We start from the raw sequence: 14,796 nt of genomic DNA, 5'->3' as shown, positions 1-14,796 counted from the left end.
CTGTAGACTTTTGTTTCAAGGAACTGATGCAGAACCCCAAAGTCAGGAAGGGCTTTATTTCAGCATTATTGAACCTGTCTCCGGACGAAGTGGAAGACACAGTTCTTCTGCCCACGCTGCTTCCGAGGGACTCAGCCGATGACAAACTGGGAATTATGGATGTACGAGTACTGCTAAAAGACGGGACGCAGATGAATATGGAAATGCAGGTCAAATACTTTGAATACTGGGATGAACGCGCCATGTTCTATCTCAGTAAGATGTTTGACAGCCAGATCCGTAAAGGCGAGTCTTATGAAAGCCTGCAAAAGTGTATTCATGTAAGTATTTTAGACTTCATCCATTTTCCGAATGACAAAGAATGTTACCGCAGGATTCATTTCCGGGATGACAGCAGCTATGATCTATATTCCGATAAAATGGAGCTTCAGATACTGGAGTTAAAAAAACTGCCTCATGAAGTTAAGACCAGTCAGGATGTGCTTACATGGATGAAGTTCTTCAGTGGAAAAAGCAGAAAGGAGTTTCAGAATATGGCTAAGACAAACGAATATCTCGATGAAGCATACAATACACTGCTCAATCTGAGCGCTGATGAGAAGAAGCGGTTGGAATATGAAGCCCGGGAAAAGGCATTAAAAGATTATAATACCCAGATCAGCAGTGCTGAAAAGAGAGGACTTAAGGCCGGAGAAGAAGTTGGCCGTAAGGCTGGGGAAGAAATTGGCCGTAAAGCTGGTGTAGAAATCGGGAAAAAATTAGGAGAGCAGGAAGCTGAACACCGCACCCGTCAGGTCTTCAAACTATTCATGCAGGGTAAATCACCAGAAGAAATTGCGGACCTCTGTGATATCAGTATAGAAAAAGTCAGGCAAATATTAGAGTAGCCTGTACTATTTCAATTGCAAATATCCCCGAAATCGAAAAATACAAAAAAGGGAACAGACATCATCCGTCTGCTCCCTTTCACTTTATTCATATTCTTCCTGATTCCGTCTTAAAAATCCGGCCACGCCATGTAATAGTACTGACAATATAATCAATGATACCGCCGCAATCTTTCCCGGTGCAGATGCAACCGCTGCCAGAATCTGCCCCATAAATGGTACGGACAGTTCTACCTTTCCCAAAAGGTTACTATACTCGGTCGGCATGGCATCTTCCTTCGCATTCGCGTCACCCTTCGTTACGAACTTACCTTCTACAACCTGGTTCTTCACTACACGATGGGTAATAATCGCTCCGTTGTCCGTGGAACTATAAAACGCGATGACGTCGTCTTTCTTCACGTCCTCCGGTGCAATACTCTTCGTATATACAAGGCTTCCCGTAGGTATCGCCGGTTCCATACTTCCGCTGATAACTGTATATACCTCGTAACCGAACAGCCTCGGTACCGTAAGTGGCACACAAAGTACGATCACGATGATCAGTAAAATGGTTCCCGTTACGCTTAATACAGTGGCAAAGGTGCCTTTATGATTTTTACTTTGTCTATGGCGTTTTTTTCTACTCATTATTTAAGGTCTGTCTTTCCGCGCTTTTTTAAATAAATAATTGTTGATGCGATTGCAGCCAGGGCCAGTACTCCTACTACAATACCTACGACAATCGGTGCACGGCTTGTTTTTCTCTCTGCGTCGATGTTGGCTTTTGGAACTTCCTCATCGTCCAGATCCTGTAATGCCTGCGGTGTCTCTTCATCCGGTACTTCTACAGTTTCATCAGCCGGTGGTGTTGTCTCAGCAGTTCCACCTGTTGTACCGCCAGCGGCTCCTGCCGTGCCACCCGCTGCAGCTCCTGCTCCTGCGGCTGCTGTTCCGGCTGCCGGTGTAGCTGGTATCACTGTAACTGTTCCTGCCTGCGTAATTGTCGTTACTGTTCCTGTATCTGCCGGAACATAGATAAATGGAAATACATTCTCGGCTTCATTACTGCTTAGTGTCTTAGTAAGATTATAAGCCTGTGGCTGGTATCCGTCAATAAACTGATAAGCAACTACCGGCTTATCTCCTATATTACCATAAAAAGTACGGCTTGGCAAAAGTTCATTTCCATTTTCATCCTGATAATTTACAGTATAGGCTACCTGATTCCCTTTGATACCATATGCAATAACATAATCTGCATCACCTGTAACATCTACCCATAATGATTGTTCAGAACCGCCGCCATCTGTACCGCTCTGCCTGATTCCTTTTGCATAATATTTATCATCTAAAATCTGGGGCTTCATGTCAGCAAGATTAAGATCAAGATTTACCTGATCCCCATAACTAAGGTCCGATATAACCAGTTTATCCTGCCCGTTACTGAATACCCCGTGGTTACCTGCATACAATGTAATGGTATAAGTATAATCTTCTGCTGCTTTTACCTCTGAACCAAACATTATCTGGAGGGTCACTGCAAATAATATTGCGAGTCCAAGAAGGCCTTTACGTATTTTCTTTCCCGATTTCATACTTATCTGGACCTCCTTTTCTTATATTCAGCTCTTTCCTTATCTCTGTTCTTAATCTTCAGTAATACAATGATCAGAATGATCAGTCCTGCTGCAAATGCCGCTATTGACAGATAAAGGATCATGTTGGAACTGTCACCAGTTTTAATAATTGTGCTGTTCGTTCCCGGTTTTGTTACTGTTGTATCACCAGCCACAACCTCTGCTGCGAACGTCATCCGGAGCTGAGCCAGTGTATTCTGGTAATCATTTCCCTGCGTCTCGCCATCCAGTGTGACCCGAAGTTCGATGCTTCCTGTTTCTCCCGGTGACAGACGGTCCAGATAGAAGTACTCATCCAGTGAATCCGTTGCGCTATGAAGACCATCTGCATCATCTCCACCGACAGTATCACTGTTATAGATCTCTGTCGTCGTCTTTCCGTCCGGATGATTATAGTTTAAAATGTAAGTGTAGGCTCCGCCGTTTGCCGGACTGCCATCTTCCAAACTCTTAATGATTTCGTTGGACATATACCAGTTTGTATCTTTATTTGCCTTATTGACCAGTGAAAGCTGAATCAATGCTGTATCTCCCGGCAAAATCTGGTAAACACTGGCATCCAGATCAGAACTCTTAAAATTACTGCTCAACTTGTTACCGTCAAAACTGACCTGCCAGTCTGAACTTCCCGGAATTACCTCCGCGGCTGCTTCTATCGGGATGGCAGCGATCATGACCATAGCCAGAATAAAACCTAATATTCTTTTTCTCATGTCTCTCTCCTCCCTATTACAGACTCAAAGTTCCATCCGGAGATACCTTAACATCGACTCCCCAGGCACTCTTAATCGCATCCTGCGCGTTATGCGTCTGAACTGCGTCTACCTGTGCCTCAAGATTAAATGTTACCCCGTCATATTTATACGTTGTTGTAATTGTTGTGTATCCATTCTCAGACTTCACAGTCTCTTTCGTTGCCTGCGTTGCCACTGATCCGTCGATGCGGATGGTATCTGCAAAGATCGGCGCCTCTGCCCCGCCTGCAAGAATCCCTGAATAGTATAATACGGTACGCTCCTCAGTTGAAGCATTCTTATCTTCGATCCAGCCGTTGCCTGTAAGATTTAAATCAATCAGGTCCGGTGAAAGAGAAGTAACTTTCTTTCCGTCTTTCATCCAGCTCTTTACGATGCTGACACGGACATACTGGTCAATCTCACCCGTATTTCTTACCGTCAGCTCTTCCGGATATTTCTTTCCGAGCTGAATCTTTTCGTTCTCTCCAACCATATTGGCAAGGAGCTTTTCTGAAGTCTCATTACCATTTTCAACAAGTGCTACGCCAATCTCTGAAACTGCCAGATTCGCCGTATAGTTATCACTGTAATAAGAAAGTGCCGCGCTGGTGCTTCCCAGTGCACTGCCGACTAACAAAATGACTGCAAGCGCCAGTAAAATAATAATTGATTTCTGTCCATTCGTTGTTTTCTTTCTGCTTTTCATTATTTACCAGCCTCCTCTCCGCCAGATCCTGACCCTTGGTCGATCTTCTGTGACCAGTCTGCGTAAGGATTGCCGTCTGCATCGTACAGAACAGCTGCACACTCCTGAATAACTACTACATTAAAATTATCCTTAAACTCTTCCGGTACTGTAATCTTTGCATCAAGTACGGAAGTCTGGCCTCCTGCCGGTACGATATCACTGTAATACCAGTACTCGCCTTCGCCCTGGCTCCATGCAGTGCCATCCGGCTGGGAATAGTCAATAGTAAACTGACTTCCACAATACGCCTTCACACGTACATAGCAATCATTTGTTCCGGTATTTCCAATCACAATATGCTTCGTCCAGTCAGAAAAATCTTCTGTTATCTCTGTCTGTTCCCCGAGAGAAATATCATGACCGCCGGATGCCGACGCATTCGCTGTAAAATATGCCATGGCCCCGTGTATTGTCATACTCCCCGCCAAAATCACAGCTACTGCTGTCAGCCAGACTGTTTTGTTCTTCATCATTGTTTTCATAGCTTCCAGCCTCCTTTACTGCGCCGTCTATTCGACCGGCTTCTGGTTCCACTGCCATTCACCGTCTTCATATGTGAACTGGTTCTCTACTCCATAGCCGCCGTTGTTGCCATCATTATAAGTATTTGCAAATGCTACGCTGGCAATTGTAACATCTACTCCATTTGCTACGATTGTAGCTGTCTGGCTCTGTGCTGTTGTTAATTCATAGCTTGAGCCTGGATACACTTCTGTAACTGTAACTGTCATGCCTGCCGGAATATTCTCGACTATTAATGACTGCCGGCCTGCCTCTGTAAAAGTCATGGATACTACATTGCTGTATGTGTCTGTACCTTTTTCCCCTTCAATCGTAAATACGAAGGTTGCAGGTCCGAGTGAACTGTTGTATTCCGTAAGGTCCTTTATAATCTCCAGATTTCCCAGCCTTGGTTCTGCACCTATCTTGACAAGACTCTCTGCATCATATAACCACTCGTCATCTTCCGGCCTCTGTGATGAATAGTAGAGGTTATTCGGAAGAGAAATTAAATACGGGGTAAAACTGTATTCATACTGGGTACTTGATACGGTATCCATCATAACCAGATACATTCCTGTTTCAAGTCCTGAAGCAACTCCTTCTCCAGTAGTCCGGTCAATTACGGCCTCCTTTGCCGGAATCTTTCCATCTGTATTCGATGCTGCTGTGGCAGCCGCTGCTTCCCAGTCTGCATTATCATCCTGTGAAAGCGCCTCTATGTCTACTCCATAGCTGTTGTCAAGCATTGTAAAATGTCTTGACTCCGATACAGATGCGATTCGGTAAAGCTTAGCCGTAATATCCGGTGCATTGGAATCTGTCCGGTATACACTATCCGACGGTACTGTCAGTGTCAAAGAACACTGCTTTGTGATGTCGATCGCATCTGCCGCATTGATATCTGTCAGTGACAATATCGGTACAACTAAAGCGCAAATGAGAACGAATACCTTACTCTTTTTCATAAATTCTCTTATCTTCACTTCTTACCCTCCTCCAAGTCTTCTTCGGCCAGCTTCCTGCGCGGCCTGAATAAATGTTTCATAAGAACTATTATTAATGCAGTGACTGCCAGACCAAGTAATAAGAACAGCATATAATAATTCTGGATTGCCTGCACCATGGTGTCTACCGGGGTGCTCACCAGCTCTCCCTCATAAGGTACCCGGTGTCCCCGCACCAGAAGGCGGTGCGTATTCACCCCATAAGGTGTACAAGTAAATAATGTGACGTAATCCTGACCATCCTCGATCTGCAGTGCCTTATCGAGTGTTTCATGGTCATCTTTATCAACCATCGGAAGTATCTGGTCTACTTCATATGCCAGGTCTTCATCCAGTATGTGGAGATAAAATCTGTCTCCCTTTTTCATCTGGTCGATATCGGTAAACAACTTAGCTGCCGGAAGTCCCCTGTGTGCCGACAAAACACTGTGTGTGCTCTCCCCGCCAATCGGGAGCTTCGTCCCGTTCATGTGTCCGACCCCGGTCTGTAAAACCTCGTCTGACGTCCCGTGGTAGATGGAAAGCTTTATGTTAATCTTCGGGATGGAGAGATATCCCATAATCCCGTTCCCTTCCACGTTCAGGACTTTCCAGTATTCCGTATCTTTAATATCAGTGAGTTTTGCATCTGTATTAAATATATCACCATAAATATTGTTACTGTCAAATGTGCTGTTGAAACTTCTGGCTGCTTCCCATGCCGCGTCAAAATCCTCCGGTTTCATCTGGCTGATCGCTTTGTCATAGGTCGAAATCAACTTTTGCTGCCTGTAAGTATTCCATTGATTAGATATTGTGGGATATACAAGAACTCCAAATCCAATCAGAAACAGCAATCCAAATAAAAATGTCGTTATCTTACGTTTCATCTTTTTTCCTGCGCTCTCTTACATACATTACTCCAATCAATACCCCTGTAATCAGAAGCCCTACAATTACCCACAGAATATAATTTGTCTCAAGACTGATGGATGACTGGGTCTCGTCTGTATATTTCTCTTCATATGGAACCCTGTGTCCACGGACTAACAGTCTTTCTGTGTTTACACCGTATGGGGTGCATGTGAGAAGAGTCATCAGGTCTTCCCCGTCTTCGACGTTCAAATCGGAAGTATCTTCCGGCTTCACAACACTGATCTTATCAATCTCATAGCAAAGAGTATCATCCAGTACATGAACCATAAAATGATCGCCCTTTTTCAATTTATCTAGGTCTGTAAACAATGTCGCACTCGGCAGTCCTCTGTGGGCTGATATAACACTATGTGTATTCTCTCCGCCTATCGGAAGGGAACTTCCCTCCAAATGTCCTGCTGCATTTCTCAGGACCTCTTCTGATGTGGTATGGTATATTGGAAGTTTTACATCAATTTTCGGTATTTCTACCAGTCCCATTATACCATCATCCGTAATATTCAGACAAGCCTCATAAGCGGCATCCTCTTCGGACTGGGCATCTGCTATTGCAAAAGAGTCCGGAAGTATCATCGGAACAAGCGCTTTATTGTAAGCATCTGCCTTTTTCCACTCCTTCTCATAATCAATCTGTCCGGCCGCCTCCATTTTAGAAACCTTTTCATCATAGCTGCTGATTAATTTTGACTGTCTGTATGAATTCCATTGATTCGCTATAGTCGGATACAGCAGCAAGGACAACCCTATGACAAAGATGGCTACTATTATAATGTTATGATACTTTTTCTTCATATGAGCTCTCCTTAATGCTGTATATAAAATGCAGGGCGGGCGACTCCCCCGCCCTGCAACAAAATTAATTATTTGTTATTTTTGCGGCGTGATGCAAAAAACAGTGCTGCTGCAATTATCATGATCAGGCAGCCGCCAATTGTGAAGATAGTTGTACCGATACCACCTGTTGATGGAAGGGAGGAAAGTTTAGTATTCTTAATAGTAGTCTCGTTTTTATCAATCGTAACCGTTCCATCATTTGCTACATTGAATGTAGATGTAACTTTACCATCAATTGTAATTGTCCAAGATGCTAATTTACCAGAAATAGTATCAAATGTAGCTGCTATTTTAACTACAAATACATGTGTATTAATTGAATATCCATCTGGTGCATTAGTCTCTTTTAAGTAATAAGTTCCTGCTGCTAAGCCTTTCATGTAAATCTGGCCAGCTTTATCTGATAATGCTACACCGTCAAAAAGAACATTTCCGTCTTTATCAAAATTTTGATATACATTTTCGCACTCTGCATCTTTATAAAGTGTAAATTCTGCACCCTCTAAAGCTTTTGAATCAGTATCCTCTCCAATTTTAGTAAGAATCTTATCTGTTCCTGTTGCTGAACCATCAATATCAAATGTGTAAGTATATGTTTTGTCTTCTTTTTTACCAGTATTTCCATCTGTGTTAGAATCTCTTGTAAAGTCAAGTACTACATTGTTATTATTATCTTTTTCATTAAGTGCTGCATTTTCATTCAATATTGCACTATAAGAAATAACAATTTCTTTACCTACATAATCATTCAGTGTGTAACCACCGTTTACAACAAAGTCAACTGTAATTTCCTGCCCTTTTAAGAAGAATGAATAATCTTTTGTATCTTCTAATGTTTTAATTACTTTATTATTTTCTACAACATCAACCTTTAAATTACCAGCATAAGTCAGTCCAGCGGATAATGTATCAACTACATTTAATCTAGGATATAATCCACCATAGTTTGGAACTGGGGAAATTGATACATTATAATTAATAGTATCACCTATGTTAGCACTATTTCCTTTTCCATTCTCGTCATCAGCTATTGTCTTCTCAATTGTAGGTTCATCAGTTTTCTTAACCCATGCATTTCCTTCGGTAATTGTATCAGTTACTTCTACTTTTCCGTCTTTAATAACATTACCATTCTCATTTGCATAGTATACAGACGCAACTACTTCATTATAGACTGTTGCTGTTGATCCCTTGACAATAATAAGATACATACCTACCGGAACTTCAGCAGTATAATCATCTCCTGAAAGTTTCAACTGATAAGAATCAGTTGGTAATGTACCTGCTGCAATAGCTGCTAATTCACTTTGTGTTGGATTAGCAATATCTCCTAAATTATAAGGGTTACTGTAACCAGAGAAATTTTCATTAGTATCATATTGTGCTTTTACAATTGGATACGCTGTTACTGATACAGCCTTTTCATCAATTCCTTTTACAGTAATAATTCCTGTGTCATCAGATGTTCCAACAACACCATCATTACCTTCTGCTGCGAATGTCGTTACACCCATTCCCAATACCATAGCCAATGTCAAAAACACTGCTAGGACTTTCTTAATTTTACTCATACTTTTTTTCTCCTTTTTCTTTTTATTTTGTTGAGTTACTTTCTTTTCTGTGCTGGCAGCGCTTTTACGTGCTGCCAGACGAGACAAGAGTTCTTGTTAAATTATGAATTATTTCGATAATCCAACCCCCCTCTTGCGTTTGTTTTTATATAGGGTCAGTAGTCCTGCTAAGCACATTAGCAGCGTTCCACCAACGGTATACCAGAAGATTCCTGCGCCTCCGGCTGATGGAAGATCATATACAGGAGTATTTTCAAATTTGAAATATACTGTTGTATCATCCTGTACCATATTACCTTCTATCACTTTATCGCCGGATTTAATTGATTTTAAATCACCATTCTTTGTTATTTCAAGTGTCCATTTTTCTGTACTTACTGCATAACCGACCGGAGCTTTTGTTTCAGTAAGTGTATAGATACCTGCGGCCATTTTTCCTTCTAATGCTGTAGTATAATTCTCATCTGTATACCACTTAATAACTCCATTACTATCAGATTTTCCATAATAGGTTTTGGCATCAGATGCTAACTCAAACTCTGCATCTGGAAGTACTAAATTATTGTCGCTTGCACTTACTTTCTGAATATCCCAGTTATTATACACTTCTTCATTTGTATAAGTAACCTGGCCGAGAACTCCATTTTCGTAATCTTTCTGAGCAATAACATCTTCACCGTCTTTGTTGTTTCCAAGTTTAAATGCAACTGATTCAGATTCAGAGTTTGTGCTGCTTTCGCAATTTGTTATATCATCTATTACAAATGCTTTAACTGAATAGCCATTAGATACAGACTCTATAACTTCATATTCACCACGTGGAAGTTTCTTCAGTTCTTCACCTTTATAAGATGCACTTGTTTTACCAGCTGGAATAGTTATTGTAACAGTTTTATAATCAGAACCATCTTTATTTATTTTAAATACAAAGCTCTGATCTTTATTAGATAACTTATCTAATATTTTTGTTATCCTGATCTCACCAGCGATTACATTTACAACATATTCACCGTCTGTAACCAGTTTGTTAGTTTTTGGATTCAGTTCTGTACCACCGTTTGCTGCTGGAGGATTGACTCCGTTAAGCTCACTCATCACCTTTCGTTCAGCTGTTGTGTACGGGATAAACTGAACTTCTAATTCGTATGCCTCAACCCGCTTACCATCTTTATCAACCGCGTGTTCATTCATGTTACCACCCGGATTGTCAGATAACTTGTAGGTATATACGAAATATCCAACTGCATCTTCTGTATTCGGATAAATATATTCTATAGATTTATCCACTCCTAAGGTGATTGTTTGCTTCTCTTGTAATTCCTTCTTTTGGCTTTCAGTTAACTCTGGAAATGATGGTTTGCCTGTATTTGTAGTTGTTCTATTGTCAAGTTCTACAATACTTAATGTATCGGCCAATTCTTTTGCAAAAGCTGCCGGATTGATTATATCGCCCTTATATATAGTGGTTTCTTTATTATCCATATCCAACTTAAGAAGTTTTACATTAACCGATGGCTGCGGAAACGTCTTTGTTGTAGTTTCATCAACATATATTCCTGATGAAGCCCCATTTGTCGGAACCATGTTACCGCCGATAAAGTCATCCTTTGCCTGAATTTTAAAGCTTGCTGACCAACCATTTGATGTAGGGTCTTCTGAATCTTTGTTTCCAATAATTGCAGAATCACCAGTCCACGTTATTGTTGTAGTACCATCCTCATTTTCCTTAATTGTTACATCTTTGTTTTTGCTAAGAGCCTCCTTTGATTCATCAGTAAGTTTAAATCTAGCATCGATTACATCAACAATTTTTTCAGCATTAACTTTGAACAACTCTCCAATATTTCCTGCAATATCATTAAAAATATCATTTAGACCATCTGTATTATCAGTAGTATAGGAATATATCCTACCATCTTTTGGTGGAGTTGCAATATAATCACTTAAGAAATTCTTTGCATACGTCCCATTCCAACTATGGTCTTTATGACCATATTGGAAATCTGACGGGTCTCCTTCGTTCCAGTTAAAATAGGAGTTTCCTAAATTATAACCAACCGTATATAATGTAGCTATTTCTTTGACATTTTTAGCTTCATTCACTGCATGATTAGCTACCATACAATTGAAACTACTACTAGAGGAGCTGTATCCTGGCATTCCATCTGTAAAGAATAGTACATATTTGTTATCATACTTAGCCTGAGTAGTCAGAATACTATTAGTAACTTCTAAAGCATCCCCCATTGGAGTACCGCCATAATGACTCTTATTGTTAATAAATCCAGTTAGCTTGGAGATATTATCATTACTATTTAATTGATAAAAATCACTTTGGCTAGTTGTTCCATAGTCTCCTTCATCTCCCTGATACCATACAACAGCTATTTCACTTATTGAGGAGGCATCTTTTGCTGATTGAATGAAACTTGTTGCAGCAGACTTAAGCTTTGTCATACCACTACTTCCCATTGAACTACTTGCATCCAATACAAGTACGATACTAGCCCCTTGCGCTGCTGTTCCTTCTTCTCTTCCACTGGTAGATGCCGTTAAATCAATCTGGAAAATTCTATTATTTTCATCAACTACTTTTACAGTTTTATCATTTGTCAAGTGTTTTACTGCTTCTTCATGTACTGTGTAATTGACTATTTTACTATCTTCTACTAATTCTCCTCCTGATGTATATAGCTTTGCTACTACCTTGTCTTTTCCTGATTTTTCAACCTTTACTTTCCATTCAGCATTTTCTTTAGCATAACCGCTAGCAGGTTCTGTCTCTGTTAATGTATATGTGCCTTCTGTTAAATTCTTAAACGTAACTGTTCCGCTTAAATCAGAGGTTGCTTCATATTTTTTTGAAGAATCCTTATCACTTACAAGTAAGAATTTTGCACCACCAAGTGGCTCACCTGATGTATTAACTTTCTTGAAAATAAAGTCACATTTAAGACTACTTACCTGTACTACTGGTTTTTTGTACTCAGCATTTTTTACCTGATCCTCTGTACTTACTTTGTAAGATACTGATGCACTATCATTTGAATAGAAACCTGGTTTTTCAGAACTGGTTGCATTTCCTACTGCATCTGTGTTTAAATCTCCTCGGTCTGGATATTTTCCATTTGCAAAATAATCGTCTTTTGCCGCTTCACTTGGAACAACATCAAAACTGATACTGTAAGTCACACCATCTGCTAACTCGGCATTTTTAAGTACATTTAATGTAACTGTTTTTTTATTTTTATCCAACGTATATGTGTAGCTGCTTGTTGGAAGATTACTAGTATTTCCATTTTTATCTGTCTTTTGTACTTTGACATTAGGTTCATCAGCAAAGTCTACCCATTGACTTAACTTATCAGTAATAACAACATTCGTATAAACAGCTTTTGTAATTTCGTCAGCAATCTTTTTGAATTCTGCTTTCATTGTATCGGCATTTGTTCCATGAAGAACTTTTCCATTAATGGCAGTTGAAAAATTAACACAATTCTTTGCACTATCGTTAGTAGTTGAACCGCTTGCATTAACGACATATGCTCCATTTGTCGATGTTAAAACTGGAGAAGAATTCCATGCATTTAATGCGTATTTATAATTATATCCTTGTTTGTCTGATGATCCTGTTCCCTCTACTGTTGTTGTGCCTGTTTTATATCGATATGTTGGAGAACCATCCGTTAAAAAGATCACATAACTCTTATTTCCGGGATTACTATTCTGTCGCGATTTCAGAAGATCAGCACCTTCTTGAATTCCTGCCTGCCAGTTCGTTCCGCCATCACAATCATTATAACTCAGTTGAAAATTAAAGTTTTTAACCGACTGCCATTTTCCATTGTTCCATACACTGCTATTCTTACCGAATGTAACTGCTGCAAGATTAATATCCGCATCTGCATTTCCTAGTGCACTTTTCAGTTCACTAATTGCATCATTTACATAATTATATCTATATATAGTCCTGCCATAACTAGATGACACCTCATCAGCCATACTTCCAGATCTATCTACAATCAATAAAATATCTATCGGTGTTGTTTTTCCTAATCCTCCTGTAACATCAAGTGTTAAAGTATAATCTTCATCTTTTTCATTATATTTGATGTACTTACTATGATCAGGTGCATCTAAAGTACTTGTTGAACCACCTCCGCCTGAACTGCCATCATTACTACTTTTGTAGTAGATCATATATATATTATTACTGCTAAAATCATCATATTTATTAAAATTTGCATTTTCACTATATTGCCAGCCACTTCTATACCTTATATAATAGTTGGTATAGTCAATGTCGCTATCACCATCCTTACCCTGACTATTTCCCAGCCTTGTCTTTAAAAAAGTATATCCTTCAATATCCTGCTTATAAGTTTTTAACTGAGTTGCACTACTTATTTGAGTTTTAGATGGATTCGTTGTCTTATCATCTGATATTTCATTACCATCTGTATCAATATAATATAGTGTCATTTTCTTTGCAGAAGAACTTCCGGTCCATGTAATGGTATACACTGAAAAACTATCTGTAACAAACTCGGCTTTTTTTACTTCTGCTGAATCTGTAGTTTCGACGGCTGCCTCTGTCTTACTATCAGCCACCATGTCAACAACATCTTTGACTTCACCCTTTTTATCTTCTTCCAAATGAAGTACTGTTACGTCTGCGTCCTTAGCTTTCTCTTCGTCTACCTCTTCCGGCAGGACTGCTTCTTTGTAATCCATGACAACTTTGACTTCACCATTTGGTTCTACCTTGTTGCCGTCCGCATCTACAAAGCTGATGTCATAAGCAAGGAATCCGGCGATATCGTATTCTTCTTTTTCTGCTTTTTCCTGAAGTTTTTCTTCTACTTCTTTATACTGATCTTTTGTGTCTTTCTCGTCTTTCTTGATCGGTACAACCTGAAGTGTTGAACCTGCAGGAATGATTCCTTCTTTTTCTGCTGTTACTGTAATTGCTACTTCGTCATCTTCATATTTAAGTGACTCAGGTTTATTAGTTTTCTCTTCTTCTTTATTTTCCTGATTCTGATCTGCTGCTTCTTCCTGAGGTTTCTGATCTTCTACATAACATCCGTAGATTGTAGAGCGTCTGCCTTCCATCATGATCTTGTCTGCCAGATTATCTTCTTTTAAACTGATTTCTGAAAGATCATAATCATCGATGTTGTCTATGCTTTCTCCAGCGTTCTGTAACTCTTCGATCTTATCTGACTTCTGAGTAATCTTTACGATCTCTGCTTCTGCATTTCCTGCAACTGAGTTTGCTTCATTGTAATAGAAGGTTGTTGCTTTCTTTGTATCTTTGATCTGGAAGTTGTTCTGTTCAAATGTGATCTTGATTTCTTTTCCCGGTTCAACCTGTTCGCCGTTTACTTTAAAGATTACATTATATAAGAAGTAATTTCCAAGAACGTTTCCTTCTGCTACTGCTTTGCTCATGAGCGCTTTGATCTGCTCTGTTGTGTCGGCTGCCGCGTAAGTGACTTCCATCGTTACGTCAGCTGTGTTGGCTTCAAATGTTCCTTCTTGAATATTAGCTGTTACTTTACAGACTGTTTCACCATTCTCACCTGTCATTACCTGGCTTAATTCCATCTCATCCTGATGAGGGGCTTCCGGTTCTGCCGGCTGTTCTGCCGGTGTCTCTTCCTGAACCTCTGGCTGTTCTGCGGTGGATGCATCCGGTGCAGGTTCACCTTGTTCTGTATTCTCTCCGGTATCACCTTCGGCCTGCTGGGTATCTTCTGCTGTCTGGCCGTCCAGTTCCCCGGTATTGTTCGTTGTTGTATTTTCTTCTCCTATATGACTAGCTCTAAGCGGGCCGCGGCTGTTGAATGCTACACTGATAACCAGTACCACTACCACGAAAAACGCGAGCCATCTTTTCAATAATTTCATAATGTATACTCCTCCACTTCTCAAATACACGTTTTTCTCATTCTATTTAGGGGTTACAAATTTA

11 protein-coding genes are annotated in these 14,796 nt (G+C 40.1%); 1 reads left to right on the top strand and 10 read right to left on the bottom strand.

Annotated elements, in window-relative coordinates; all coding sequences use genetic code 11:
- A partial coding sequence (locus tag ABIN22_RS17645) for an Rpn family recombination-promoting nuclease/putative transposase (RefSeq protein WP_346910255.1) occupies positions 1 to 887 on the top strand: 887 nt, incomplete at its 5' end.
- Between the two features lie 84 nt (positions 888 to 971).
- On the opposite strand, the gene ABIN22_RS17640 is transcribed toward ABIN22_RS17645, so the two are convergent.
- The 10 genes from ABIN22_RS17640 to ABIN22_RS17595 form a co-directional block, all read right to left on the bottom strand.
- Positions 972 to 1,517: a signal peptidase I gene (locus ABIN22_RS17640; protein WP_109733247.1), complete on the bottom strand. Its 546-nt coding sequence runs from the start codon at positions 1,515 to 1,517 to the stop codon at positions 972 to 974.
- A complete protein-coding gene (locus ABIN22_RS17635) occupies positions 1,517 to 2,464 on the bottom strand; it encodes a MucBP domain-containing protein (RefSeq protein ID WP_346910253.1) in 948 nt (315 codons plus the stop codon). Before ABIN22_RS17635 ends, ABIN22_RS17640 begins: the two co-directional genes overlap by 1 nt.
- A gap of 2 nt (positions 2,465 to 2,466) precedes the next feature.
- The gene (locus ABIN22_RS17630; RefSeq protein ID WP_346910251.1) at positions 2,467 to 3,219 is read right to left on the bottom strand and encodes a hypothetical protein; all 753 of its coding nucleotides are present in this window, start codon (positions 3,217 to 3,219) and stop codon (positions 2,467 to 2,469) included.
- Between the two features lie 16 nt (positions 3,220 to 3,235).
- Positions 3,236 to 3,949 carry a hypothetical protein gene (locus tag ABIN22_RS17625; RefSeq protein ID WP_109733250.1) on the bottom strand — a complete coding sequence of 238 codons (714 nt, stop codon included), beginning with the start codon at positions 3,947 to 3,949 and terminating at the stop codon, positions 3,236 to 3,238.
- The gene (locus ABIN22_RS17620; RefSeq protein ID WP_346910249.1) at positions 3,949 to 4,473 is read right to left on the bottom strand and encodes a hypothetical protein; all 525 of its coding nucleotides are present in this window, start codon (positions 4,471 to 4,473) and stop codon (positions 3,949 to 3,951) included. Before ABIN22_RS17620 ends, ABIN22_RS17625 begins: the two co-directional genes overlap by 1 nt.
- Positions 4,474 to 4,500: 27 nt before the next feature.
- A complete protein-coding gene (locus tag ABIN22_RS17615) occupies positions 4,501 to 5,478 on the bottom strand; it encodes a DUF5979 domain-containing protein (RefSeq protein ID WP_346910247.1) in 978 nt (325 codons plus the stop codon).
- Positions 5,475 to 6,368: a class C sortase gene (locus tag ABIN22_RS17610; RefSeq protein ID WP_346910245.1), complete on the bottom strand. Its 894-nt coding sequence runs from the start codon at positions 6,366 to 6,368 to the stop codon at positions 5,475 to 5,477. Before ABIN22_RS17610 ends, ABIN22_RS17615 begins: the two co-directional genes overlap by 4 nt.
- A complete protein-coding gene (locus ABIN22_RS17605) occupies positions 6,358 to 7,206 on the bottom strand; it encodes a class C sortase (protein ID WP_346910243.1) in 849 nt (282 codons plus the stop codon). Before ABIN22_RS17605 ends, ABIN22_RS17610 begins: the two co-directional genes overlap by 11 nt.
- 68 nt (positions 7,207 to 7,274) lie before the next feature.
- A complete protein-coding gene (locus ABIN22_RS17600; protein ID WP_346910241.1) occupies positions 7,275 to 8,819 on the bottom strand; it encodes a SpaH/EbpB family LPXTG-anchored major pilin in 1,545 nt (514 codons plus the stop codon).
- A 108-nt stretch (positions 8,820 to 8,927) separates the two neighbouring features.
- Positions 8,928 to 14,732, bottom strand: coding sequence for a DUF7604 domain-containing protein (locus ABIN22_RS17595; RefSeq protein ID WP_346910239.1), 5,805 nt, complete (start codon positions 14,730 to 14,732; stop codon positions 8,928 to 8,930).
- Positions 14,733 to 14,796: the final 64 nt, after the last annotated feature.

Origin of the sequence: Faecalicatena orotica, from assembly GCF_905197545.1 — a bacterium.
GTDB classification, from domain to species: Bacteria; Bacillota; Clostridia; order Lachnospirales; family Lachnospiraceae; genus Faecalicatena_A; species Faecalicatena_A orotica.
The sequence above is the reverse complement of the archived record's forward strand: the minus strand, read 5'-3'. Positions and strand labels throughout refer to the sequence as shown.

Coding starts and splice junctions, on each gene's coding strand:
- ABIN22_RS17640 (WP_109733247.1), bottom strand. CDS start 1,517: ATGAGTAGAAAAAAACGCCATAGACAAAGTAAAAATCATAAAGGCACC.
- ABIN22_RS17635 (WP_346910253.1), bottom strand. CDS start 2,464: ATGAAATCGGGAAAGAAAATACGTAAAGGCCTTCTTGGACTCGCAATA.
- ABIN22_RS17630 (WP_346910251.1), bottom strand. CDS start 3,219: ATGAGAAAAAGAATATTAGGTTTTATTCTGGCTATGGTCATGATCGCT.
- ABIN22_RS17625 (WP_109733250.1), bottom strand. CDS start 3,949: ATGAAAAGCAGAAAGAAAACAACGAATGGACAGAAATCAATTATTATT.
- ABIN22_RS17620 (WP_346910249.1), bottom strand. CDS start 4,473: ATGAAAACAATGATGAAGAACAAAACAGTCTGGCTGACAGCAGTAGCT.
- ABIN22_RS17610 (WP_346910245.1), bottom strand. CDS start 6,368: ATGAAACGTAAGATAACGACATTTTTATTTGGATTGCTGTTTCTGATT.
- ABIN22_RS17605 (WP_346910243.1), bottom strand. CDS start 7,206: ATGAAGAAAAAGTATCATAACATTATAATAGTAGCCATCTTTGTCATA.
- ABIN22_RS17600 (WP_346910241.1), bottom strand. CDS start 8,819: ATGAGTAAAATTAAGAAAGTCCTAGCAGTGTTTTTGACATTGGCTATG.
- ABIN22_RS17595 (WP_346910239.1), bottom strand. CDS start 14,732: ATGAAATTATTGAAAAGATGGCTCGCGTTTTTCGTGGTAGTGGTACTG.